Below are 24,286 nucleotides of genomic sequence, written 5' to 3'. Positions count from 1 at the left end.
TGGTCGTGCTAAAATAAAGCATTCTTTTTTTAGGAGTCTACTATTATGAATGAACATCAATTTGATAAAAATTTGCATATTAACACAGTCGGTGAACAATACGGTTTCCCTAAACTAGCTCATTACCATCGCTATGAACCAACACCGTATGTTGGATTAGAACAATTATTTTCAGAGTATGAAATGCCTGATAATCCAGTATTTATTGATATGGGGTGTGGAAAAGGGAGGGTCCCGATTTACGTACATCATAAATTGCATATTCCAACGATTGGGATAGAAATGGATGCAGGTTTTTATGCAGAGGCTGAGAATAATAAAAGGAGCTACCTTCAGAAAAAGAGTGCTCAAGCTCCAATTACACTTATTCATTCAATAGCGGAAGACTATGCTATTCAACCATGCGACACGGTTTTCTTTTTTTTTAATCCGTTTTCAATCCATATTTTCCGTACAGTCATTCATAATATTTGGAAGTCTTATGAGCAGCATATGCGTGAAATTCATATTATTTTATACTATCCACCATATGATTATTTGCAGTTTTTACATCATGGGACACCTTTTGAGTTAATCCATGAGGTTCATCTTGAAAATGAAACAAATATTAACGAACGCCTCTGTGTGTTTGTTTTGAAAGAAGCTTAGAGTTCAGTACTCTAGGCTCTTTTTATTAATAATTGCTTCTGTTTCACAAAATATTAGAACCCCTATTCCTTTCCTCACTCCATTCCATGGATAATTTATCTAATACACCCTTTGTTTTCCTATAAATAAAAGTACATATAGTAGTTAGTAATTCTATTAAAAGAGGGTTGTTGGTATTTCCTAAAAAGATAAATATCTTTCAATTTTTTAAAAAATGGGTTTACCACCAAAAGTTGTGGGTGACATTTGTTAAAACGTATACCATGTATATTAGTTGATTGGAGTGGAAACTGGGCGACTCCTTCGGGATCAGTGGCTCATCGGACGCCCCCAGGAAGCTTTGCTCTGCGCGAAAGCGAACAATGTTTTATCTGTGCGAAAGCGAAGCGTCAGCGGCAAAGCGCCCAGTCGGAACGGAAATCAACCACACGTTATGGTGATGATCCAAAAAATGGGCCTCCTTTAAGAAGTTTTATTGTAAAAAAATATAGTTCTATACTCATATATATATAAAATTAACAGATAATTCTTAAATAACAAATTATACTGAAAAATCACTCTAGACTAAATATAAAGAATGTTTTACAATGTAAAAGGCATAAATGAATAATATTGTAGTTCAGTTTTAGTAGTTATAAATAATTATTTTGGTTATTTTTGTTATTGAGGAAATGAATATAATTGTTTATAATTATCAGAAATATCTAACATTTGAAAAAATAAGGGGGAATATAATTATGAAAGAGAACAAAAAGCTTAAAAAGTTCGGCTCACTTCTAATTGCATCTTCACTACTTGCTGGAGTTCTTGCTGGCTGTGGTAATGGAGATAGTTCAAGTTCAGGAGGAGGATCATCATCAGGTGGTGGCTCATCTAACGGTGATACTATTAAAATCGGTGCAAACTTAGAGCTTTCAGGTAACGTAGCTTCCTATGGTTCTTCAATTGCTCTGGGGGCAGATCTTGCTGTTAAAGAGATTAATGATAATGGCGGGATCGACGGTAAAAAAATTGACCTTATTAAAGTAGATAACAAATCAGAAAACTCAGAGGCTACTGCAGCAGCTATTAAACTAGCAACGCAAGATAAAGTAGTAGCAATGCTAGCGCCAGCAACTTCTGGTAATACAGTTGCTACTGTTCAAATTGCGAATAAAAATAAAATCCCAATTGTTACTGGTTCTGGTACTGCTCCAAACATTACAGTAAATGATAACGGTAGCATTAATGAGTATGCATTCCGTACTTGTTTCATTGACCCATTCCAAGGGATTGTGGCAGCAAACTTTGCTGCTGATAACTTAAAGGCTAAAAATGTAGCTATTTTTGCGGACAACGCGTCTGACTATGCAAAAGGTTTAGCGAAATCATTTAAAGAAACAATTACAAAAAATGGCGGGAAAGTTGTAAAGGAAGAAGCGTATGTAGCGAAGGATGCTGACTTCCGTACACAATTAACAAGTATTAAAGCAGAGAACCCAGACTTCATCTTTATCCCAGGATATTATGAAGAGGTTGGTTTAATTGTTAAACAAGCGCGTGAAATGGGTATTACAGTGCCACTGATGGGAGCTGATGGTTGGGATTCACCAACATTAGTAGAGCTAGCTGGTGCGGATGCACTTAACAATACGTTCATCACAAACCATTACTCTTCAGAAGACAAAGATGCAAAAATTCAAGACTTCGTAAAGGCGTTTAAAGCAGCGAACAGCGATAAAGCACCAGATGCATTTAATGCACTTGGCTATGACACTATTTACTACATTGCGGATGCTATTAAACGTGCAGGCTCTACGGATGGGGAAGCAATTAAAAACGCATTAGCTGACACAAAAGATCTTTCTTTAGTAACAGGTACTTTCTCAGTTGACGAAAATCATAACCCAATTAAAACAGCAACAGTTCTTGAATTTAAAGACGGTAAACAAGTGTTCAACTCTAAAGTTAATCCTTAATGTTTTGTAGGCAAGGGGAGGCGGGTAAACACGCCTTCCTTTTTATATTTTATCTTCATTCAGAGAAGACTCCCACCATTGAAAGATGAATGCGAATATGGTTCCTTAGTGTCTAAACACCTCTAAATGAAGATAAAGCCTCCGAACGCATTGTTTATCTGTGCGAAAGCAACAATTACGCCAAGGCGAAATTGATAGACCATGTAAAAAATTTTTTAAGAGGACACAATTTACTCTATTTTCAATAATAACATGTAGAAGTAAGTCCTATTTTTGCATTTTTCAAAAAATAAAAAGGAGTGAACGCTCATGGAATGGATACAGCAGCTTGTGAATGGTATTTCACTAGGTAGTATCTACGCATTAATAGCGCTAGGGTATACGATGGTATACGGGATTATTAAGCTGATTAACTTTGCCCACGGCGATGTCTTCATGATTGGGTCATTTATTGGCTTTTACGCAATTGCTAAATGGGAGCTTGGCTTCTTTCCAGCACTATTATTGGCGATGACGGTCTGTGCAATCTTTGGTGTTTTAATTGAACGTATTGCTTATAAGCGTTTACGAAATGCGACACGTATTGCTGCTTTAATTACTGCAATTGGTGTATCGCTATTAATCGAATATACGACTATCTTCTTCAGAGGTGCACAACCAGCAGCATATCCGGAAGTCATTAAAAGTAAGTCATTTGATGTTTTCGGTGTTCAAATCAGTAGTACATCAATATTAATTTTATCTGTCGCAATTGTACTGATGATTCTTTTACAATTCATCGTACATAAAACAAAAATCGGAAAGGCGATGCGCGCGGTTTCCCATGATGCTGATGCAGCTCGTTTAATGGGTATTAATGTAGATAATACCATTTCAGCAACATTCGCAATTGGTTCTGCTTTAGCGGGTGCAGCAGGTGTTATCTTTGGTGTTTACTATACGAAAATCGATCCATTAATGGGGGTTATTCCAGGGGTTAAAGCGTTCATCGCGGCAGTTCTTGGTGGTATAGGTATTATTCCTGGTGCCGTGGTTGGCGGCATGTTATTAGGTGTAGTGGAATCATTAGTAAGTGCACTTGGTTTCTCTTTATGGCGCGATGCAGCGGCATTCGTTATTTTAATTTTAATTTTAATCTTCAGACCATCGGGTATCTTTGGTAAAAACGCCCGTGAGAAAGTGTAGGTGAGCGGTAATGATGAAAAAGTCTAAAGTTTTCTGGGGTTATGCCGTATTAGCGCTAGTCATCTATGCAGTTGTTCAGGTGCTTATTTCAACGAACATTCTCGATATTTACTATCAAAATATGTTGATCACAATATGTATTAACATCATGCTTGCGGTCAGCTTACACATCGTCATTGGGATTACTGGTCAGTTCTCGATTGGGCATGCCGGTTTCCTAGCAGTTGGGGCATATATTTCTGCAATTATTACTACTAAGCTAATGCTTCCGTTCCCATTAGCTATTTTCTTAGGGGCACTGGCAGCAGCAGTAGCCGGTTTAATTGTAGGTATTCCGACGTTACGTTTAAAGGGTGACTATTTAGCAATTGCAACGCTTGGTTTTGCGGAAATTATACGGATTATCTTTTTAAATACGGATTATGTTGGTGGCGCAGCAGGGATGCAGGTTGAATATTTATCTAATTGGACTTATGCATTCATAGGTGTTGTTCTAACAATTTTAGTAATCTCGAACTTTACGAATTCTCGTCATGGACGCGCGTGTATTTCGATTCGTGAGGACGAAATTGCGGCAGATGCAATGGGTATTAACACAACCTACTATAAAGTGGTGGCGTTCGCAATTGGTTCTTTCTTTGCTGGTCTTGCAGGGGCCATCTTTGCACATAATTTTTACATTATTCAACCGACAACTTTTGGTTTCTTAAAATCATTTGATATTTTAATCTATGTAGTTCTGGGTGGTTTAGGAAGTCTTTCAGGATCCGTTATTGCTGCGATTTTCTTAACTGTAATCTCAGCTTACCTAGCAAACTTCCCAGAAACACGTATGATTATTTACAGCTTAGTATTAATAGTCGTAATGTTGTACCGTCCAACAGGTTTGATGGGAACAAAAGAAGTTACGGATTTATTTAAGTTTGGTAGAAAAGGAGGTACAAAATAATGACTGGAAACCTTCTTATCAATGTTGAAAATATGGGGATTCAATTCGGTGGTTTAAAGGCGGTACAGGGCGTTAATATGTACCTAAATCGTGGAGAATTAGTCGGTCTTATTGGACCTAATGGTGCTGGAAAAACAACGAGCTTTAATATGCTTACGGGGGTTTATATGCCTACAGAGGGTACTATTACATTTGATGGTATAAAGTTAAATGGGCTTGCACCATATCAAGTAACGCAAAAAGGTATTAGCCGTACATTCCAAAATATTCGTTTATTTAAAGAGCTATCTGTTTTAGATAATGTAAAGGTAGCGAACCATTCACTTGCGAAACACTCTATGTGGTCTTCCATTTTCCGTTTGCCGAACCATTTTAAAGGTGAGGTAGAAATGGAGCATCAATCCATTGAGTTCTTAAAAATCTTTGGCTTAGACGTTTATAGGGATGAGCTAGCGAAAAATTTACCATATGGGATGCAGCGTCGCCTAGAAATTGCTCGTGCTCTAGCGGCGAAACCTAAATTGCTATTATTAGATGAGCCAGCAGCTGGGATGAACCCGCAGGAAACGCATGATCTAATGGAGCTAATAGCATTTATACGTAAAGAATTTGGCTTAACAATTCTTCTAATAGAGCACGATATGAGCTTAGTTATGGGAATTTGTGAACGTATTTATGTACTCGATCACGGTCAATTAATCGCTGATGGAACACCAGAAGAAATACGCAACAATCCAAAGGTAATTGAAGCTTACCTTGGTGAGGAGGTTATCAGCTAATGCTAAAAGTACAAAATATAGATGTATTTTACGGTAATATTCAAGCATTAAAAGGCCTCTCTTTAGAAGTAAACGAGGGTGAAATCGTAACGTTAATCGGTGCAAATGGTGCTGGTAAAAGCACATTATTAAAAACATTATCTGGCTTAATAAAACCAAAGGGCGGCATCATTGAATATGAAGGCTTCTCTATCGCAGGGAAGGCTGCACAGACAATTGTAAAATCAGGTATTTCACATGTTCCAGAGGGGCGTCGTGTTTTTGCCAATATGTCAGTTGAAGAAAACTTAGAGCTAGGGGCATATCTCCGCAACGATAAAGCTGGCATCAAAAAAGATATGGATCATGTGTTTGAACTATTCCCACGACTTTTGGAGCGTCGTAAACAGCAATCAGGTACATTATCTGGTGGTGAGCAACAGATGCTGGCGATGGGCCGAGCATTAATGGCAAAACCGAAGTTATTATTAATGGATGAACCTTCAATGGGGCTTGCGCCACTCATGGTAAAAAATATTTTTAATATTATTGAACAAGTCAATAAAGAGGGTACAACCGTATTGCTTGTAGAGCAAAACGCGAATATGGCCTTATCCGTAGCAAATCGTGCGTACGTACTTGAAACGGGACGTATTGTATTATCAGGTACTGCAAAAGAGCTTCAAGAGAGTGAGCAAGTAAAGGCAGCTTATTTAGGTGGTTTATAGAGGGAGAAGGCGTCTCAATTTTGAGGCGTCTTTTTCGTATGATCGAAGGGAGTGAGCAGACGGATAGAACTGATAAAGTGAAGGATAGAAGGGCTAGAGCGACGAATAGAGACGTCAAGGTGACGGAAAGAAAGGGCAGAGCGACGTAGAATGATCAAAGCGACGGGAAGAAAGGACAGAGCGAGGTAGAATGATCAAAGCGACGGAAAGAAAGGCTGGAGCGACGGATAGAGCAGTCAAAGCGACGGAAAGAAAGGCTAGAGCGAGGTAGAATGATCAAAGTGACGGAAAGAAAGGCTGGAGTGACGGATAGAGCAGTCAAAGCGACGGAAAGAAAGGCTAGAGCGACGGATAGAGTTATCAAAGTGACGGAAAGAAGGGCCAAAGCGAGGTAGAATGATCAAAGTGACGGAAAGAAAGGCTGGAGCGACGGATAGAGCAGTCAAAGCGAGGGAAAGAAAGGCTAGAGCGACGGATAGAGTTATCAAAGTGACGGAAAGAAGGGCCAAAGCGAGGTAGAATGATCAAATCGACGGAAAGAAAGGCTAGAGCGACGGAAAGAGCAGTCAACGTGACGGAAAGAAAGGCCAAATCGACGGATAGAATGATCAAAGTGATGAAATAGTAGTAGCATTCGTCCTTTCTTATTTGGTAATGTGAACGAAAGGAGTGATGTTTTATGAAGTATTCAGCACAATATTTTATTGAAAAATTAAATTTAGCAGAGCATCCTGAAGGAGGTTATTATATTTCCTCATTTCGAGCATCTGAGGATATAGCTGTAAGGGATGTGCAAAGACCAATTTATACGAGCATTTATTTCTTACTACGTTCACAGGATATCTCGCATTTACACCGTTTGAAATCGGACGAGCTTTGGTATTATCATGCTGGAAGTCCGTTAACAGTCCATATGATTTTCCCAGATGGTACATACGAGGCGAAGAAGCTTGGATTAAATGTTGAGGCAGGAGAAGTACCACAAATAGCAGTACCGAAAAACACTATATTTGGCTCATCCGTGGAGGATGCAGATACATTTAGTTTAGTAGGCTGTATGGTTGCACCAGGCTTTGATTTTGAAGACTTTGAATTGTTTACACAAGAGGAGCTTTTAGCTGATTATCCACAGCACAAGGAAGTTATTCGAAAAATGGCTTATAAGACAATTCAAGAATAGAAGAAAAGTAGCCGTCTCAAAATTAGTTGAGACGGCGCTTTCTATTTACCACAAAATTGTTTCAGGATAATTAGCTTTAATTTCAATTTCATGCAACGCCTTTTTTGTAGTAATCGCAGCCTCCATAAGCTGTGATTTTAGCACCACATACTCGTCGTCTTCTAACATTAGTCGGAGCGCAAAAGCCGCTAAATGAGCTTTACGTTCCTCCAAACTTAGTTGAATATACTCTAGGTTCAATACATCTACATACTGTGTTGCATAACGGAATGTTAATGGGCTTTTAGTGTGCAGCATTCTTAAAAATACTAAGTATTCTTCCTCTTTCAGTTCCTGCTCTAAACAATCAGCAACTGCTGCTTGGAATTTGCGAATTGCAGCAACGTCAATATTCCAGTCAGAGGAATCAATTAGCTCTTTGTGTAGGCGAATGAAATCATTTAATGCGATAGCAGTAAAGATTAGCTCCGGCCAAAGAACCTCTGCTGCGAAATAAACATTTTTATTGGGGAAAATTAGTTCATGCTGTGTCAGAATACTTTTATTGAGCCCATTACTGACAAACTCAAGCTGTTGCTCCCCCTTGGCAGCTTTACGTAAATTGTAGCAAACACTAAGGATGCGACGGCGCGCTCCTTGATAATCATAATATTTGTTTTCATCACCAGTTATTTTGTAAATAGCATTGATGAGCTCATCTAAATCCCAAAAATCACCGCTAATCCGTGCCCCCGTTAACTGCTCAGTACTTTGAATTGACAGCATAGCTCTATCCCCTTAAATGGCTTTATTTTGGTGTGTATTTGAGTAGTTTGAATAGTTCTGTTTGCTCTTTATCTGTTAAATCGCGCCACTGTCCAACCTTTAAATTACCAAGTTTAATATTCATAATACGAATACGTTGTAGACGCTTAACTGAGTAGCCAAGTGCTGAACACATACGACGTATTTGACGATTTAAGCCTTGCTCTAAAATGATTTTAAAGACTTTATCAGATATTTTTTCAACATAACAAGGTAAGGTTGTAGTATCTAAAATATCTACACCAGCCCCTATTTTTTTAATAAATTGCTCCGTAATAGGTTTATCAACCTGCACGATATATTCTTTTTCGTGATGGTTTTCCGCACGTAAAATTTTATTAACGATGTCACCATCATTTGTTAGTAATAATAGCCCTTCTGATTCTTTATCGAGTCGTCCAATATGAAAAATACGTAGGGGGTGATTGACAAAATCAACAACATTTCCTTTTATATGACGTTCCGTGGTGCTTGTAATTCCTACTGGTTTGTTTAAGGCAATATATACGAGCTGTTCTTCTTTTTTTACCTCTTTTCCATCAACACAAACCATATCACCAGCCTCAACTTGACTGCCGACCGTGGCAAGTTCACCATTTATCGTTACTTTACCTTCTGCTATCCATTTATCTGCGCCACGACGAGATACGATACCTGTTTCACTTAAATATTTATTAATTCGCATACTGTTCTCCTATACATTTATATTATTTTTAAGTATACATTATCGTAGGTCGCACCGTGAATCCTAGAAGCTTTTCTAGTAAAAATAAATTGTTAGGAAAAATTTTTAAAAAAGTTGATATTATTTTTCGTTTCTGACAATATAGTGGGTAAGAGGGTTTCTATGAAAATATTGTTATTTCGATATATAATAATGATTTTTGTAGATATTTTCTCATTATTTTGTGTAAAGGGGAGAAGTAAAATGGTTTATGCATTTCCAAACACTGAAGGATCGGTAGTTCAATTCAAAGAAAAGTATGAGAATTACATTGGTGGAGAATGGACGCCTCCGGTCAAAGGTCAATACTTCGATAATGTTACTCCTGTTACTGGACAAATTTTTACACAAGCAGCTCGTTCCACTTCTGAGGATATTGAACTTGCACTTGATGCAGCACATGCCGCAAAAGATGCATGGGGAAAAACATCCGCAACAGAGCGTGCAAACATTTTACTTAAAATTGCGGACCGCATTGAACAAAATTTAGAAAAACTAGCCGTTGCGGAAACATGGGATAACGGAAAAGCGGTACGTGAGACATTAAATGCAGATATCCCTCTTGCAATTGATCATTTCCGTTATTTTGCGGGGGCTTTACGTGCACAAGAAGGTGCGGTAAGCCAAATCGATAATGATACAGTTGCTTATCATTTCCATGAGCCAATTGGGGTAGTAGGTCAAATTATCCCTTGGAACTTCCCGTTATTAATGGCTGTTTGGAAACTAGCACCTGCACTTGCAGCTGGAAACTGTGTAGTGTTAAAACCTGCAGAGCAAACACCAACTTCAATTATGGTGCTCGTTGAATTAATAGAAGATTTATTGCCACCAGGTGTACTGAATGTTGTCAATGGCTTTGGTTTAGAGGCAGGGAAGCCGCTAGCATCAAATCCACGCATCGGCAAAATTGCCTTTACTGGTGAAACAACGACAGGTCGCTTAATTATGCAATATGCTTCACAAAATCTTATTCCAGTTACATTAGAATTGGGCGGTAAATCACCAAATATTTTCTTTGAAGATATTATGGATGAAGATGATGCCTTTTTAGATAAAGCAGTTGAGGGCCTTGTATTATTCGCTCTAAATCAAGGTGAAGTATGTACATGTCCTTCTCGTGCACTAATTCAAGAATCTATTTACGATAAATTTATGGAGCGTGTCCTACAGCGTGTTGAGGCGATTAAAGTTGGGAATCCACTTGATCCAAATACAATGATGGGTGCACAGGCTTCAAGTGAACAAATGGAAAAAATTCTTTCTTACTTAGATATTGGCAAGCAAGAAGGTGCAGAATGTCTAATTGGAGGAGAGAAAAATAATGTAGGGTCAGGCTTTGAAAATGGTTACTATATTAAGCCAACAGTCTTCAAAGGACACAATAAAATGCGTATTTTCCAAGAAGAAATCTTCGGGCCAGTTGTTGCCGTAACAACATTTAAAACAAAAGAGGAAGCATTAGAAATTGCAAATGACACATTATATGGTTTAGGTGCAGGTGTATGGACACGTGATATGAATACAGCATACCGCTTCGGTCGAGGTATTCAAGCAGGTCGTGTTTGGACAAACTGCTACCATGCTTATCCTGCACATGCAGCGTTCGGTGGCTATAAAATGTCGGGTGTTGGTCGTGAAAACCATAAGATGATGTTATCGCATTATCAGCAAACGAAAAACTTATTAGTTAGCTACAGCGAAGACAAACTTGGTTTCTTCTAATTAGTAGGGAGGTGCATGAGCGTGGTCGAGCGTGTTTTAGCAACAGTAGAAGCGCTAGCACTAATCGAATTATTGAAAGAAAAGCATGGACCCGTTATATTTCATCAATCAGGTGGATGCTGTGACGGCTCCTCGCCAATGTGTTATCCAGAGGGCGACTTACTATTAGGTGATCAGGATGTTTGCCTTGGAGAGATTGGTGGTGCTCCCTTCTATATGCATAAAAATCAATATGATTATTGGAAGCATACACAAATAATTTTGGACGTTGTCGATGGTAGAGGTGGCATGTTCTCACTTGAAGGCGTTGAAGGTAAACGGTTCTTAACAAGATCAAGGGCCTTTTCAACAGAGGAATTAAAGGAATTGGGTTTAATTTAAAGATTTTAGTGACAGCGACAATAAGTATTGTCGCTGTTTTTCTATGTTAATTTTTCTGGGAGAATGTATGTAAGGCTATATGTCTTGGAGAGTTGCGTAATATTAAAAATAATCGAAAACAATCTTGTTAGGTTTGTTTCTTTGAATATGGCTTTCTATTGGTCATTTCAATCAGTGTCAGCTCCTCCATTCATCTTTAATTATTTCCATTAAACCACTCATATTGAGCAACGTGTTATATTAATGTTGCTTTATAGGTTAATTATTCCAAAAATGAGATTCACCACAAAAAGATGGGTATGACATTTTTAAAAACGTAATACCATGTACAAAAGTTGATTGGAGTGAAGGTGGGCGATTCCTTGGGGATCAGCAATAGAGGAACGAAGGCTAAAAGCATCACGTCCTGTGATAACGCCTTCGTGATCAACATCGGTGCTGTTGCTGTCGCTGCGCTTTCGCACAAACAAAACCCTCTGCTGCCGCTTCGCTTTCGCGCAAAAAACATCTGTTGGCCCGAGACGCTGGAGCGTAGTGAAGCGGCTCATCGGACGCTCCCAGACGGAACGGAAATCAACCCCTTGTTATGATGAGGAGCCAAAATGGATGAATCCTTTTTTCGTTTTGTTACGTAAATATGGAAAAGGAGCGTGCTAAAGATGGACTTTGTTATGATTGAAAATCAGTTTACAAATACGGTGGAGGATGTCTCAAAGGCTGTTGGATGGACGGTTGATCGTAAAATTGTGTTAGCAATTGCTAGTAAATATGTGGCGTCAGGAAAAACCTTTGACTCCGTTAAATATAAAGAAGTATTACAAGAAATGAAAAAGCAAACTTCATGGACATCTCCGTTAAGAACAACGGTAGGTTATAGTATTGCTGCAAATTTGATGGAGCAAGAGGATACAGAACAAGCAGTAAAAAATTTACTGACAAACGTAAGCGTAATGAAGGAAGCAAAATTTAGAAGTGGGAATTTTAGTTTTATTGGTGCACAGTTTTTAACTGAAAAGGAAACTGAGAAACGTGGACATGCACAAGCAGCACGTGCTTTATTTGATGCAATCCGCAAGCATCATCGATTTTTAACGTCATATGATGATATTCCATATGCAGTATTGTTAAGTAGTCCATCTGATGACGTTGAGCTCCGTGCAGAAACAATGAATCGTTATTATAAAGAATTACGTACGTATAATTTTAATGCAGGTAATGAACTTCAATGGTTATCACAGGTACTGACTTTCTTATCACCTCAATATGATAATAAGCTAGTGCCAAGTGTTACGACAATCTGTGACACATTAAAAAAACAGGATGTAAAGATCAAAGCGATGCATTATCCATTACTGGGCTTTTTAGCAATTCTTGAGGTAAATAATGCACAGCTTCAACAAATTGTTGATTTATATCATGAGTTAAAGGATATGAAACTACTGAAATGGCATCGTGAATTTGTGTTATTTATGGCCATACAAATTGCTATTTATGATATGGCGCAGGTGCAACAATCCTTATCAATGACGATCATGTCTTCTATTGAATTATTGATTCAAGCACAGCAAGCAGCGATGTTTGTGGCAGTTAGTGCAGCTGCTGTAGCATCTAGTTCAAGTTCTTCGTGATAAAATAAAGGAGAACTTGAATTTTTCGGAGGTGCATTTGAAGGATGAAGGAAACAAAGCTTTGGATGAATGGCCAGTGGCAGGACGCAAAGGAAACCTATGAGCTGAGATCACCCTATAGTGGTGAGGTTATTGCAAAGGTAGCTAAGGCGTCCATTTCTGATGTTGAGCAAGCGATAGAAGGTGCGCAGGAAGCATTCCAAACGTTTAAAAAGACAACAGCCTACGAACGTGCTGAAATATTATATAGAGTGGTCGACATTATGCGACAGCGTAAAGAGGAATTGGCTGAGATTTTAGCCTTAGAGGCAAGTAAGCCAATATCAGCAGGTTTAACCGAAATAGAACGCACAATAGCAACTTATCAATTTGCTGCAGAAGGTGCTAAGCAAGCAACAGGCGAGACTGTGCCAATGGATGCCGCACCTGGGGCAGGGGACCGTATTGGTTGGACAAAACGAGAACCTTTAGGTGTGATTTCAGCTATTACGCCATTCAATTTTCCATTTAATTTGGTCGCACATAAATTAGGGCCTGCCTTTGCAGTTGGTAATACGGTCGTGTTAAAACCAGCAAATCAAACACCATTAAGTGCTATAGTATTGGCTGAAATATTTAAGGAAGCGGGTCTACCTGATGGTGCGCTACAGATTGTTACAGGTAGCGGTGGTGAGCTTAGCGATATGCTCGTAACACATCCATACGTGAAAAAGGTGACGTTCACAGGCAGTGGTAAGGTTGGATTGGGCATTAAGGAAAAAGTAGGATTGCGTAAAGTTACTTTAGAGCTTGGTTCCAATGCAGCTGTAATTATCGAACCATCGACACCAGTTGATAAAATTATTACTCGTTGTGTCGGTGGGGCCTTTAATTTCGCTGGACAAGTCTGTATCTCATTACAACGTATTTATGTACATGCATCTATTATTGATGAATTTACAAAAGCGTTTGTTGCTGAAACAGAAAAGTTAGTGGTAGGTGATCCACTAGATACAAATACTGATGTTAGTGCAATGATCAATCCAAATGAAGTAGAACGTATTCGTCAATGGATTGAGGAAGCTAAGGCGCAAGGTGCTGTAGTTGCAACAGGAGGAACATTCACGGAACGCACTTTAACACCAACTGTTATGACGAATGTGACAGCGAATATGAAAATTGTTTGTCAGGAAACATTCGCGCCAATCGTCTCAATTGTTTCATATGAAACATTAGACGACGCTATTCGACTAGTGAATGAGTCGGAACTTGGATTAAATGCTGGAATTTATACGAATGTGTTACCAGATGCATTACGTGCAGCGGATGAATTACAGGCAGGTGCTGTTATTATTAATGATATTCCGACATTCAGGATTGATAATATGCCATATGGTGGTGTGAAAATGAGTGGTTACGGACACGAAGGCATCAAGTGGGCAATCGAGGAAATGACAGATATGAAATTTATTACGATGAAAAAATCATTCTAATTTGCAACAACCCTTTTTCTACGATACGATGACGAAAGAACATTCATGAAGGGAAGTCGCAAGAATTATGACAAACAACGCAATACCAATGAGCCAGTCGCGTACTGTTCAAACGCGTCTCGTATTACCGCCAGATACAAATAATCACAACTCCATTTTCGGTGGAAGAGTGTTAGCTTATATTGATGAAATTGCTGCCATCACGGCAATGAAGCATGCAAAAGGGCATGTAGTCACAGCCTCTATTGATTCAGTTGATTTTTTATCGGCAGCACATGTAGGGGATATTCTAGAAATTGAAAGTATTGTTTCGTCAACTGGACGTTCTTCAATGGAAGTTTATGTTCGAGTTATTTCACGGAACATTGAAACTGGTGAGGAAAAATTAACGACGGAATCCTTTGTAACGATGGTTTCAGTAGATGATGACGGGAAACCTAAGCCAGTTCCTGCAATTTATCCTGAAACAGATGCAGAAAAACGTCTGTTTGAAACAGGACCAGCAAGACGAGAGCATCGTAAACAAAAACGTGCATTACCACATTAAATGAAAAGGGAAATTGACGTACTATAGTCAATTTCCCTTTTCATGTTTTTACATATTTAACTCATTTACAACATTAATAAGTGAGTCGGATGAAGAAGAAACAAGTGTAGCCCCTTGTGACAGCTCAGTAATCAGATTAGAGATTGCTGAAATATCTCTTGATGTATTTATATACTGCTGTTGAATGCCAGAAACAGCATCGGCGATATCATTAAAGGATTTAGATAAACTGTTTTGTGTGTCTACACTATGCTGAATCTTTTGGTCAACATTAATAACCGAATTCGACATTGTTGTAATATTACTTTCCGTTTCTTTAATAAGAAGGGAAACATTTTGTACAGCATTTTTTGTTTCTTCTGCAAGCTTACGAACTTCCTCTGCAACAACAGCAAAGCCTTTACCATGCTCACCTGCACGAGCGGCCTCGATGGAAGCATTCAGTGCTAATAAATTAGTTTGATCGGCAATCCCTGTGACCAGTCCTACAATTTCTGATATTTTTTGAGAAGATGTGCGTAACTGGTTCATCGTAACTTCGAGACTGTTTACACTTTGAAAAATAACCTGTATTAAATCATTTTGATTTTGTATCTGCTGCTGACCACGTCTAGATTTTTCCTGTGTATCAGCAACGAAGTTTAGACCTTGCTTAGTAGCTACTGCGATATCATCTGTTTGAGAGGAAATGACTAATAAAGAAGCTGCTGTTTCTTCACTAATAGAATTTAATTCCTCAGCAGTACTTTGAATGGTAGTAACAAGTGAATGTTTTGTTTCATCTGCTGCTGCACGAATGCGAGCCTCTTCTTTTTCATAGGCCTCGATTACAAGCTGTTGTTCAAAGTTAATGATTTTACAGAAGGCATTGATAGAACGAATTGCATCATGCTTCGATAGATCTAACTCATTTGCAAATTTTGTAAATGTCGTAGTTAATGACTGGAATGAGGCGATATACCACTTCGATTGTAGACCAATTCGAACATGGGTCTCGGCAATTGCTTTTCGTTCGTTGATATAAGAGTCATTTATATGACTTTCGAAAATATCACTCAAATGCTTATGTAAAGTAACTTTTAAACGATCGATTTGTGATGTTCTGTTTATAATATCTAATAAATCTTGGCTCAAACTAATAGCTGAATAAAATTGATCCACCATTTTAGGGATTAAATCCTTAGTTAAAGGTTGCAATTGTTTAATGATGGCTAAATCCTCAATTGTTAAATCCAAAAGCTGCAACTGTTTTTGAAGCTTTGGATGGTTTGAAACATCCAATTGTACATTGTTCTTATAATTTTCAGGTGCTAATGTAATTGAGTAGCTAGAATCGTTCTTTTTTGTAAACCAACTCATAGTTGTTTGCTCCATTCTTTATAAATGCATAATAAATATATCAAATAAAGACTCTTTGTATATCGTGAGGTTTGCTAATTTACGAAATATATAGTATTTAATCTATTCTACTATTTTTTGTAGGATATTTGGTTAAAATTTTAGTTTATTTCTAAATTTTTTATAGTGATAATAGACTATTGTCGATTAAACGTCATGAAATGGACTTTTTTATAGAGAATGAGCAAATTGAATTCCAAATAGGAAACCTGTAAAATACGAACTGTTTAGCTTTATAAAAATTGTACGTGAAAAAATAGGTATAAGGAGGGGAATTACATGGAGAAAAAACGTTTTAAATTTGTTATTCCAGTCATGGTAATTGTAGCAATTGGCTCAGTTTATATGTTAAGAAATTACTATGCTGAAGTACCAGATTTAAATAAATTGTTAATTACTATTTGTGCAACAATAGTATCTGGGGTACTCGCATACTTTTTATTCCCACAGCAAGGCGAAAATAAAATTGATGATCGTGGTCCTTACTAACAGCGAAATGGCACCTCAGAAAAATCTCTAAGGTGCCATTACATGTTGTTGAAAACCTATTTTGTCTATGAAATTAAGTGTCAAAATAAGTCTCCTCGGCAAAACGAGGAGTTGATTTCCGTTCCGACTGGGCATTTTGTTGTTGCTGTCGCTTCGCTTTCGCACAGATAAAACATTGTTGCTGTCGCTTCGCTTTCGCACAGATAAAACATTGTTGCTGTCGCTTCGCTTTCGCACAGATAAAACAATTGTTGCTGTCGCTTCGCTTTCGCACAGAGCAAAGCTTCCTGGGGGTGTCCGATGAGCAGCTTCCTTGCGCTCCAGGATCTCATCTGTGACGCTGATCCCCAAGTAGTCGCACAGCCTCCACTCCAATCAACCACTTCACATAGCCTGTATCTTCTGGCATACCACTCTAATTTATAGTGATAAAACGAAACTTCGACTTTTGTCCGTGGGAAAGCGAAGCGGCAGCAGTTGTACAATCTCGTCACTGTTATAAGTCTATTCTGTTCGATCATGGTGAGTAGCCTCGAACGGAAAAACATCCTCATTGTCACAACATTCACTAAGATTTCCTTGACCATTTTGATACAAGAGTTTGTTTCCCATAGGTTATCTTTGGTCTATTTTTATACCAATGAATTACCATTTTTAAGGTTTAAATAATTTAAACCAGCCTTTAAATTTAAAAATCCCGAGCATAAATATTGCAATTAAAATCATCAAAATAAGCACGATAAAGTAGCTATACCGTCCGTGAAGTTCAGGCATATGATCAAAGTTCATACCGTAAACACCAGCTATAAATGTTAATGGAATAAAAATTGTCGATACAATAGTCAATGTCATCATAATGCCATTCATACGGCTAGAGCTCATCGCCATGTAGTTATCGCGCATATCAGCTGTAAGTTCACGATTGGATTCTACCATTTCTGTAAGCTTTAGCAGATGATCGTAAATGTCGCCAAAGTAAGCTCGTTCAGATTTATTTAGTGAAAAGCGATAAGAATTAAGGATTCGATATAATAAATCACGCATTGGTAATATTGTGCGACGCAAATGAAGCAAATCACTACGGAATTCGAACACAATTTTCATGGCATTGTGGTTACTTTGATAGTTAAGCTCATCTTCAAGTGCATTTAAATGATCCTCGATCTTATAGACAAGTGGGAAATAGCTATCAACGATTTTATCGATTACTTGATACGTTAAATATACTGTGCCTCGTTCCCAATTCTTTGGCTGTTTTTCTAGCATCTTTTGCACTCGATCTATTTCGGGTGCTACGTTTTTATGGAATGTAACAATAAATTTATTAGAAACAAAAATATTTACTTCCTCAGCTGATAATTCTTCGTTAACCCTTTGAATAACAAAGAAATGGAAATCATCGTAAAAATCGAGCTTTGGCCGCTGTAAACGCATTAAGCAATCTTCTATAGCAAGCGGGTGAAAATGGAAAAATGTATCTAACAGTAGTTCTTCCTCATCGGTCGGACAATTAAAGTCGACCCAGTACCATTCAAATTCGTTTTTGTGTATATCCTCAAGCGGAAATTCTTTTATAAGTTTTTGGTCTTTTGTAATTCCAATTGTGCGTATCACAGCATTCACCTCAATTCCGTTAATCCTATCCTAACAGGTGTGTTTGTCTTCACAAGAAATAACACCCTATTTTTATATCTCTTCTTTATAGCATATCCAACCGCCAAATAAAGTAGTGGCAAAGAATCTAGATGGTTTTGTAAAGCCTGCCTGCTGTAATAGTGATAAAATGTCCTCTTCACGCATAAATGAAAGAGAACGTATGGATTTCTCCATTTCCGCTACCTCTAATGGTGATAGCTTTGTATGCTGTAGCCAATAAGCACGCCATAAATCAAATTGTAGCTCAGTTTCTAAGGAGCCAGGCTGTCCGTATTTTGAGACGAGCACAAATGGTGCACCAGGCTTTAAATTATTTGCTATTTCTTTTAATGTTGCAAACTTCTCTTGGTAATCTTGTATAAAATGAAGCACTAGTACACAACTAGCTGCATCAAACTTCACTGAAGGTAGCTGAGTATCGAGTATAGTTCCTTGATATAAAGAAATATTATTAGGTAGAGATTTTAAACGTTCTTCAGCTATGTGCAGCATGGCTGAAGAAGGGTCTATGCCAACAAATGACCAATGAGGTCTTTGCTCAGCGAGCTGTAAAATTTCATTGCCGCTTCCTGATCCAACTACTAAAAATTCAGCTTTCTCGTGTAATGTAGATCGATAAAATGTTTGTGTTAAACGTAGCATTGCATCGTAGCTAGGTAGCGTGCGACGAATACCTTTTTCATATTCGTTCGCAAGTGTGTTATTGAATTCCATCACGTATCACATGCCTTTCAAAAAAATTTTTAAAATCGATTTATATTTGAAACTATTTAGGGTATTATTCCGTAAATAGTAGTACATAAAACAAAGACAAATTAAAATGGAAAGGTTGATATAAATGGAAACTAAATGGTCTAAGGTAATCATACACGCAAGTGCTTTTTTTGCGCCATGGTTCGTACCAATTATATTTTTCTTAATTAGCTCGGATGAAGAAATAAAAGCAATTTCTGTTCAAGCAATGCTGTTCCAAGTTGTAATATGGATTTTAATTGGAATTTCAGTTATTTTAAGCTTTTTATTAATTGGTATACCGTTTTTAATAATTTTTGGGATTATGTTATTTATCGTACCAATTATCGGTATTGTGAAGGCTTTATCTGATGAGCCTTGGCGTTATCCAATTGTTGGTCGCTGGGTATAATTTTTATAGACGCAAGTATATGCTAGTTGCATATGCTTGCGTTTTTTCTATTGGTGATAAGGGTAGATTATAGGTATGAGTGGGGGCATTCAACATTTCAGTGTGTCTAGTTTCAAGCGCATCCCCCGAGAACGCTTCGATTTCTCAGAAGAAATCTCTAGTATTTGTCGGAGATAAACGGTCGCTTTTAATTTCAGTGTGCGAAATAATTGCAATTATTTTCAAGCGTTTTGTATAATATACTCAAAGAAAGTCAAAGATAGTCAAAGTCAGTGAAGTAAGCGAGGTGTATTCCTAAAATGCGTAATATATCAGACATCATAGAAGGCTACTTAAAGCAAGTACTTGAATTAGGTGGAGAAGGGCATATTGAAATAAAACGTAGTGAAATTGCAGATAAATTTCAATGTGTGCCCTCACAAATAAATTATGTAATAAATACAAGATTTACTGCCGAACGAGGTTACCTTGTTGAAAGTAAACGTGGTGGTGGTGGGTACATTCGAATTTTACGTGTCCGCGCGAATTCACAAATTGATTTAATCGACGATGTCCTCAGGCAAATAGAAGGTGGGGCATCGCAAACAATGGCAGAAGATTTAGTTTATCGACTAATTGATGAGCAGGTAATTTCAAGGCGAGAAGCGAAAATAATATTAGCAGCAGTTGATCGCTCAACTATTGATTTGCAACTCCCGTTACGGGATCATATTCGAGCAAAAATTTTACGAGCGATGCTAACAACGATTAAATATGAACAGCAAAAATAAAAGAGGTGATGGAAATGATATGCGAACATTGTAAGCAGCGTAATGCGACAGTTACCGTAACACAGGTTCAAAGTGGTCAAAAGGTGGAGCACCATTATTGTGACGTCTGCGCCTCGCAGTTCCATCCATTTCATGCTGAATTTAAACAAGAGCCAATATCTATTCAACAGCTATTATCCAATTGGTTTGGCTCACCTTCGTGGCAGCAACAAAAAGCGGGTGAAAAACAGCAGGCGCAGCCACAACCGCAAACATGTCCACAATGTGGATTTACGTATAAACAGTTTTTAAAAGAAGGTAAATTTGGATGCCCTAGCTGTTATGACACCTTTAGCGAGCACTTACCGAAGCTCTTTAATCGTATACAGGCTGGGCCTCAACATATAGGGAAAATGCCTGGTGCTCGAAGCAATGTTTATGTTATCAAAAAGCAAATTGAAGATATTCGTAAACGTATGAAAGTTGCTGTAGATGAAGAACAATTTGAGGAGGCAGCAAAGCTTCGTGATGAAGTGAAGGAACTTGAGAAGCACCTACAATTTGAAGGTGGTGATGTGTCGTGATGATTGAATCGTTTTTAGAGCGTGCTACACCAATATGGATGAGTATGGAGGATGATTATTCAGATATTGTCATTAGTACCCGTATCCGTCTTGCTCGAAATTTAGACGGTTATCGTTTTCCATTAGCCTTTACAGAGAATGAGGCATTACAGGTGGAGCAGGCAGTTACACATGCAATAAAGGACAGTACGGAGCTTCAAGAAAATTACTCATATTTTGCTATTAAGGATTTAACAGCTTTACAACGTCAAATACTTGTAGAGAAACATTTAATTAGTCCTCAGCTTGCAAAAAAAGAGCTAGTTGGCTCCATGCTTTTATCCGATGACGAATCAACTAGCATTATGGTGAACGAAGAAGATCATTTACGCATTCAATGTATGACGGCAAGTTTTCAGCTTCAAAAGGCATTCGAACAGGCCGATAAAATTGATCGTACCTTAGAGAAAGCTTTGCCTTATGCATTTCGAGATACATTTGGTTATTTAACAAGTTGCCCAACAAATATTGGTACTGGTTTGCGAGCATCTGTCATGATGCACCTGCCAGCCCTTACACTCACAGGTCAGATGAATCAAATCATTAATGCAATGACACGATTAGGAATGACAGTAAGGGGAATATATGGAGAAGGTAGTGAAAATTTAGGTAATGTTTACCAAGTGTCAAATCAGATTACACTAGGAAAAACAGAAGATGATATTTTAGCGGACATTCAAAGTGTCGCTGAAAAAATAATTCAAAAAGAACGGCATGCAAGAGGCAAGTTAATGGAAAAAGCAGAGCTTGCCCTCGAAGATCGCGTATACCGTTCTTTAGGTACCTTAACATATGCTCGAATTTTAACGAGTGAGGAAGCAGCTACTTGCCTATCGAATATCCGTTTAGGGGTTGATTTACAGTTAATTGAAGGCATTAAAGCGACCACTTTAAACGAATGTGTTGTCAGTATGCAACCTGGATTTTTACAGCATTATGCAGGGGACGTTTTGCCACCTGCTGAGCGAGATCGCGTACGAGCTGAAATGCTTCGTGAGGCATTATTTCAAGAAAATATGAGTAAGCCTATTATTGGGGAAAAAGGAGAGGATTCATTTGATGTTTAATCGTTTTACACAACGCGCAAAAAAAGTATTACAGCTTGCACAAGAAGAGGCTATTCGTTGGAAGCACGAATCAATTGGAACAGAGCATATTCTATTAGGGCTTATCCGTGAAGGCGGCGGTATTGCTGCAAAAGCATTAGAAGCCATTGATATTAGTCCTCAAATGATTGAAGCAGGTATTGAAGAGCTTGTAGGGAAAGGTAAAGAGGATGTTGGTCCAATTGTCCACTACACACCTCGAGCTAAAAAAGTAATAGAACTATCAGTCGATGAATCACGCAAACTAGGTCATTCTTATATCGGTACAGAGCATTTACTATTAGCACTTATTCGTGAAGGTGAAGGTATAGCTGCTCGTGTATTAAACAATGCTGGTGTCGGATTAAATAAGGCTCGTCAGCAAGTGCTTTTGTTATTAGGTAATAATGATAATGCTCAATCTGGTCAACAAGCTGCACAGGCTGCAAATACACCAACATTAGATAGCCTTGCGCGTGATTTAACGCAAATTGCTCGTGAAGGCAATTTAGATCCGGTCATTGGTCGAAGCAAGGAAATTACACGTGTTATTGAGGTTCTATCTCGCCGTACAAAAAATAACCCTGTATTGGTCGGTGAGCCAGGTGTCGGTAAAACGGCTATCGCTGAAGGCTTAGCACAGCAAATTATTCATAATGAAGTGCCAGAAATTCTTCGTGATAAACGCGTCATGACACTTGATATGGGGACAGTTGTTGCCGGAACAAAATATCGTGGTGAATTTGAAGATCGCTTGAAAAAAGTAATGGATGAAATTCGCCAAGCAGGCAATGTTATTTTATTTATCGATGAATTGCATACATTAATTGGTGCAGGTGGTGCAGAAGGTGCGATCGATGCATCAAATATTTTAAAACCATCTTTAGCTCGTGGTGAGCTTCAATGTATCGGTGCGACAACACTAGATGAGTACCGCAAATATATTGAGAAGGATGCAGCATTAGAGCGTCGTTTCCAACCTATTCAAGTCGATGAGCCAACTGTAGAAGAAGCCATTCAAATTATTCAAGGCTTACGTGATCGTTATGAAGCGCATCACCGTGTGAAAATTACAGATGAGGCAATTGAAGCAGCAGCAAAAATGAGTGACCGATATATTTCTGATCGCTTCTTACCAGATAAGGCGATTGATTTAATCGATGAAGCAGGTTCTAAGGTACGCTTACGTTCATTCGCAGTGCCACCAAACTTAAAGGCACTTGAAGATAAGCTTGAAAATGTACGCTCTGAAAAGAATGCAGCCGTCTCAGGTCAAGAATTTGAAAAGGCAGCATCATTAAGAGACACAGAGCAAAAGCTAAAAGATGAAATTGAATCTACGAGAAAAAATTGGAAGGAAGAACAGGGGAAAGCCGAATCGAAAGTTACAGTGGATGATGTAGCAGAGGTTGTATCTATGTGGACTGGAATTCCAGTATCAAAAATTGCTTCTGAAGAATCTTCTAAGTTATTACAGCTTGAAGAAGAGTTACACAAGCGCGTTGTAGGTCAAGGAGAAGCAGTAGAGGCAATTTCTCGAGCAATTCGCCGTGCAAGAGCTGGCTTAAAAGATCCGAAACGACCAATTGGTTCATTTATTTTCTTAGGTCCAACAGGGGTTGGTAAAACAGAGCTTGCAAGAGCATTAGCTGAAGTTATGTTTGGTGATGAGGACGCAATGATCCGCGTTGACATGTCTGAGTACATGGAAAAACATTCGACTTCTCGTTTAGTTGGTTCTCCTCCTGGCTATGTAGGCTTTGATGATGGCGGTCAGCTAACAGAAAAGGTTCGTCGTAAACCATATTCTGTAGTATTACTAGATGAAATTGAGAAGGCTCATCCAGATGTTTTCAATATCTTACTTCAAGTACTTGAAGATGGCCGTTTAACAGATTCTAAAGGTCGTGTGGTAGATTTCCGCAACACAGTTGTTATTATGACATCAAACGTTGGTGCGGATGCTTTAAAATATCAGAAAAACCTTGGTTTCAATGTAGGTGGTACGGATACGAAGTATAAAGATATGAAGGGTACAATGCTGGAGGAATTGAAAAAAGCATTCCGCCCAGAATTCTTAAACCGTATCGACGAAATGATCGTCTTCCACTCACTAGAAAAAGAACATTTAAAAGAAATCGTAGCGATGATGGCGAATGCTTTAACGAAACGTCTGAAGGAGCAAGATATTTCGCTAGAGTTGACGGATTCAGCTCTTGAGAAAATTGTGGAGGAAGGCTATGATCCTCAATACGGTGCTCGCCCACTACGTCGTGCATTACAAAAACAAGTAGAAGACCGTTTATCGGAAGAACTACTGAAAGGCAATGTAGAGAAGGGTAATCAAGTAATCATTGATTACGTGAATGATGAGTTTGTTGTGAAGAAAAAAGAGGAAGTATCTACTTCTAAATAATCTTCATATCATACGATAAAGTGAACCTTCGCTTTCGGT

26 protein-coding genes are annotated in these 24,286 nt (G+C 38.3%); 20 read left to right on the top strand and 6 right to left on the bottom strand.

Translation table 11 applies throughout. The annotated features are described in order from the left end of the window. Positions 1 to 45 precede the first annotated feature (45 nt). The 8 genes from FJQ98_RS25895 to FJQ98_RS25860 all read left to right on the top strand — a co-directional run bounded on the left by FJQ98_RS25895 (position 46) and on the right by FJQ98_RS25860 (position 7,406). Positions 46 to 648 carry an SAM-dependent methyltransferase gene (locus tag FJQ98_RS25895; protein WP_053596006.1) on the top strand — a complete coding sequence of 201 codons (603 nt, stop codon included), beginning with the start codon at positions 46 to 48 and terminating at the stop codon, positions 646 to 648. Positions 649 to 894: 246 nt separating this feature from the next. Further along, positions 895 to 1,161, top strand: coding sequence for a hypothetical protein (locus tag FJQ98_RS25890; RefSeq protein WP_201406585.1), 267 nt, complete (start codon positions 895 to 897; stop codon positions 1,159 to 1,161). A gap of 224 nt (positions 1,162 to 1,385) precedes the next feature. Further along, a complete protein-coding gene (locus tag FJQ98_RS25885) occupies positions 1,386 to 2,606 on the top strand; it encodes an ABC transporter substrate-binding protein (protein WP_053596007.1) in 1,221 nt (406 codons plus the stop codon). Between the two features lie 309 nt (positions 2,607 to 2,915). Further along, positions 2,916 to 3,791, top strand: a complete 876-nt coding sequence (locus FJQ98_RS25880) for a branched-chain amino acid ABC transporter permease (RefSeq protein ID WP_053596008.1) — start codon at positions 2,916 to 2,918, stop codon at positions 3,789 to 3,791. Positions 3,792 to 3,804: 13 nt separating this feature from the next. Continuing rightward, positions 3,805 to 4,740 carry a branched-chain amino acid ABC transporter permease gene (locus FJQ98_RS25875; RefSeq protein ID WP_053596009.1) on the top strand — a complete coding sequence of 312 codons (936 nt, stop codon included), beginning with the start codon at positions 3,805 to 3,807 and terminating at the stop codon, positions 4,738 to 4,740. Beyond that, positions 4,740 to 5,519: an ABC transporter ATP-binding protein gene (locus FJQ98_RS25870; protein WP_053596010.1), complete on the top strand. Its 780-nt coding sequence runs from the start codon at positions 4,740 to 4,742 to the stop codon at positions 5,517 to 5,519. Before FJQ98_RS25875 ends, FJQ98_RS25870 begins: the two co-directional genes overlap by 1 nt. After that, positions 5,519 to 6,226, top strand: a complete 708-nt coding sequence (locus FJQ98_RS25865; RefSeq protein WP_053596011.1) for an ABC transporter ATP-binding protein — start codon at positions 5,519 to 5,521, stop codon at positions 6,224 to 6,226. Before FJQ98_RS25870 ends, FJQ98_RS25865 begins: the two co-directional genes overlap by 1 nt. 679 nt (positions 6,227 to 6,905) lie before the next feature. Further along, on the top strand, positions 6,906 to 7,406 hold the full coding sequence (locus FJQ98_RS25860) for a cupin domain-containing protein (protein ID WP_053596012.1): 501 nt from the start codon (positions 6,906 to 6,908) through the stop codon (positions 7,404 to 7,406). A gap of 45 nt (positions 7,407 to 7,451) precedes the next feature. Here the strand turns inward: FJQ98_RS25860 and FJQ98_RS25855 are convergent, their stop codons facing one another. Beyond that, positions 7,452 to 8,171: a DUF6904 family protein gene (locus FJQ98_RS25855; RefSeq protein WP_053596013.1), complete on the bottom strand. Its 720-nt coding sequence runs from the start codon at positions 8,169 to 8,171 to the stop codon at positions 7,452 to 7,454. 22 nt (positions 8,172 to 8,193) lie between these two features. Beyond that, positions 8,194 to 8,895 carry a 23S rRNA pseudouridine(2604) synthase RluF gene (gene rluF / locus FJQ98_RS25850; RefSeq protein ID WP_053596014.1) on the bottom strand — a complete coding sequence of 234 codons (702 nt, stop codon included), beginning with the start codon at positions 8,893 to 8,895 and terminating at the stop codon, positions 8,194 to 8,196. A gap of 243 nt (positions 8,896 to 9,138) precedes the next feature. Between rluF and adh the strand changes: the two genes are divergently transcribed. From adh to FJQ98_RS25820, 6 genes are all read left to right on the top strand, one after another. Continuing rightward, the gene (adh, locus tag FJQ98_RS25845) at positions 9,139 to 10,659 is read left to right on the top strand and encodes an aldehyde dehydrogenase (RefSeq protein ID WP_053596015.1); all 1,521 of its coding nucleotides are present in this window, start codon (positions 9,139 to 9,141) and stop codon (positions 10,657 to 10,659) included. Between the two features lie 21 nt (positions 10,660 to 10,680). After that, the gene (locus FJQ98_RS25840) at positions 10,681 to 11,040 is read left to right on the top strand and encodes a DUF779 domain-containing protein (RefSeq protein ID WP_053596016.1); all 360 of its coding nucleotides are present in this window, start codon (positions 10,681 to 10,683) and stop codon (positions 11,038 to 11,040) included. Between the two features lie 362 nt (positions 11,041 to 11,402). Next, complete coding sequence (locus tag FJQ98_RS25835; protein WP_053596017.1) at positions 11,403 to 11,630, top strand: hypothetical protein; 228 nt, start codon at positions 11,403 to 11,405, stop codon at positions 11,628 to 11,630. A gap of 69 nt (positions 11,631 to 11,699) precedes the next feature. Next, positions 11,700 to 12,668 (top strand): DUF4003 family protein, encoded by a 969-nt coding sequence (locus FJQ98_RS25830; protein ID WP_053596018.1) that lies wholly within the window; start codon positions 11,700 to 11,702, stop codon positions 12,666 to 12,668. Positions 12,669 to 12,712: 44 nt separating this feature from the next. Then, positions 12,713 to 14,140 (top strand): aldehyde dehydrogenase family protein, encoded by a 1,428-nt coding sequence (locus FJQ98_RS25825; protein WP_053596019.1) that lies wholly within the window; start codon positions 12,713 to 12,715, stop codon positions 14,138 to 14,140. A gap of 67 nt (positions 14,141 to 14,207) precedes the next feature. Further along, positions 14,208 to 14,687 (top strand): acyl-CoA thioesterase, encoded by a 480-nt coding sequence (locus tag FJQ98_RS25820; protein WP_053596020.1) that lies wholly within the window; start codon positions 14,208 to 14,210, stop codon positions 14,685 to 14,687. Between the two features lie 48 nt (positions 14,688 to 14,735). Here the strand turns inward: FJQ98_RS25820 and FJQ98_RS25815 are convergent, their stop codons facing one another. Beyond that, on the bottom strand, positions 14,736 to 16,046 hold the full coding sequence (locus FJQ98_RS25815) for a globin-coupled sensor protein (protein ID WP_053596021.1): 1,311 nt from the start codon (positions 16,044 to 16,046) through the stop codon (positions 14,736 to 14,738). A 318-nt stretch (positions 16,047 to 16,364) separates the two neighbouring features. On the opposite strand from FJQ98_RS25815, the gene FJQ98_RS25810 reads away from it, so the two are divergent. Beyond that, positions 16,365 to 16,574, top strand: coding sequence for a hypothetical protein (locus tag FJQ98_RS25810; protein WP_053596022.1), 210 nt, complete (start codon positions 16,365 to 16,367; stop codon positions 16,572 to 16,574). 80 nt (positions 16,575 to 16,654) lie between these two features. Here the strand turns inward: FJQ98_RS25810 and FJQ98_RS25805 are convergent, their stop codons facing one another. The 3 genes from FJQ98_RS25805 to FJQ98_RS25795 all read right to left on the bottom strand — a co-directional run bounded on the left by FJQ98_RS25805 (position 16,655) and on the right by FJQ98_RS25795 (position 18,944). Then, complete coding sequence (locus FJQ98_RS25805; protein ID WP_201406584.1) at positions 16,655 to 16,906, bottom strand: hypothetical protein; 252 nt, start codon at positions 16,904 to 16,906, stop codon at positions 16,655 to 16,657. 322 nt (positions 16,907 to 17,228) lie between these two features. Beyond that, on the bottom strand, positions 17,229 to 18,188 hold the full coding sequence (corA, locus tag FJQ98_RS25800) for a magnesium/cobalt transporter CorA (RefSeq protein ID WP_053596023.1): 960 nt from the start codon (positions 18,186 to 18,188) through the stop codon (positions 17,229 to 17,231). Positions 18,189 to 18,260: 72 nt separating this feature from the next. Further along, positions 18,261 to 18,944 carry a class I SAM-dependent methyltransferase gene (locus FJQ98_RS25795; protein WP_053596024.1) on the bottom strand — a complete coding sequence of 228 codons (684 nt, stop codon included), beginning with the start codon at positions 18,942 to 18,944 and terminating at the stop codon, positions 18,261 to 18,263. 124 nt (positions 18,945 to 19,068) lie between these two features. Here FJQ98_RS25795 and FJQ98_RS25790 point away from each other — a divergent pair, with 124 nt between their 5' ends. The 5 genes from FJQ98_RS25790 (at position 19,069) to FJQ98_RS25770 (ending at position 24,247) form a co-directional block, all read left to right on the top strand. Continuing rightward, positions 19,069 to 19,374 carry a DUF4870 domain-containing protein gene (locus FJQ98_RS25790; protein WP_053596025.1) on the top strand — a complete coding sequence of 102 codons (306 nt, stop codon included), beginning with the start codon at positions 19,069 to 19,071 and terminating at the stop codon, positions 19,372 to 19,374. Positions 19,375 to 19,673: 299 nt separating this feature from the next. Beyond that, positions 19,674 to 20,144, top strand: coding sequence for a CtsR family transcriptional regulator (locus FJQ98_RS25785; protein ID WP_053596026.1), 471 nt, complete (start codon positions 19,674 to 19,676; stop codon positions 20,142 to 20,144). A 14-nt stretch (positions 20,145 to 20,158) separates the two neighbouring features. Continuing rightward, entirely contained in the window at positions 20,159 to 20,707 is a 549-nt protein-coding gene (locus tag FJQ98_RS25780; protein WP_053596027.1) for a UvrB/UvrC motif-containing protein, read from the top strand. Beyond that, positions 20,704 to 21,813 (top strand): protein-arginine kinase McsB, encoded by a 1,110-nt coding sequence (gene mcsB, locus FJQ98_RS25775; RefSeq protein WP_053596028.1) that lies wholly within the window; start codon positions 20,704 to 20,706, stop codon positions 21,811 to 21,813. The genes FJQ98_RS25780 and mcsB overlap by 4 nt, the downstream gene beginning before the upstream one ends. After that, the gene (locus FJQ98_RS25770) at positions 21,803 to 24,247 is read left to right on the top strand and encodes an ATP-dependent Clp protease ATP-binding subunit (protein WP_201406583.1); all 2,445 of its coding nucleotides are present in this window, start codon (positions 21,803 to 21,805) and stop codon (positions 24,245 to 24,247) included. The genes mcsB and FJQ98_RS25770 overlap by 11 nt, the downstream gene beginning before the upstream one ends. Positions 24,248 to 24,286 lie beyond the last annotated feature (39 nt).

Origin of the sequence: Lysinibacillus agricola (assembly GCF_016638705.1) — a bacterium.
Classification (GTDB): domain Bacteria; phylum Bacillota; class Bacilli; order Bacillales_A; family Planococcaceae; genus Lysinibacillus; species Lysinibacillus agricola.
The sequence above is the reverse complement of the archived record's forward strand: the minus strand, read 5'-3'. Positions and strand labels throughout refer to the sequence as shown.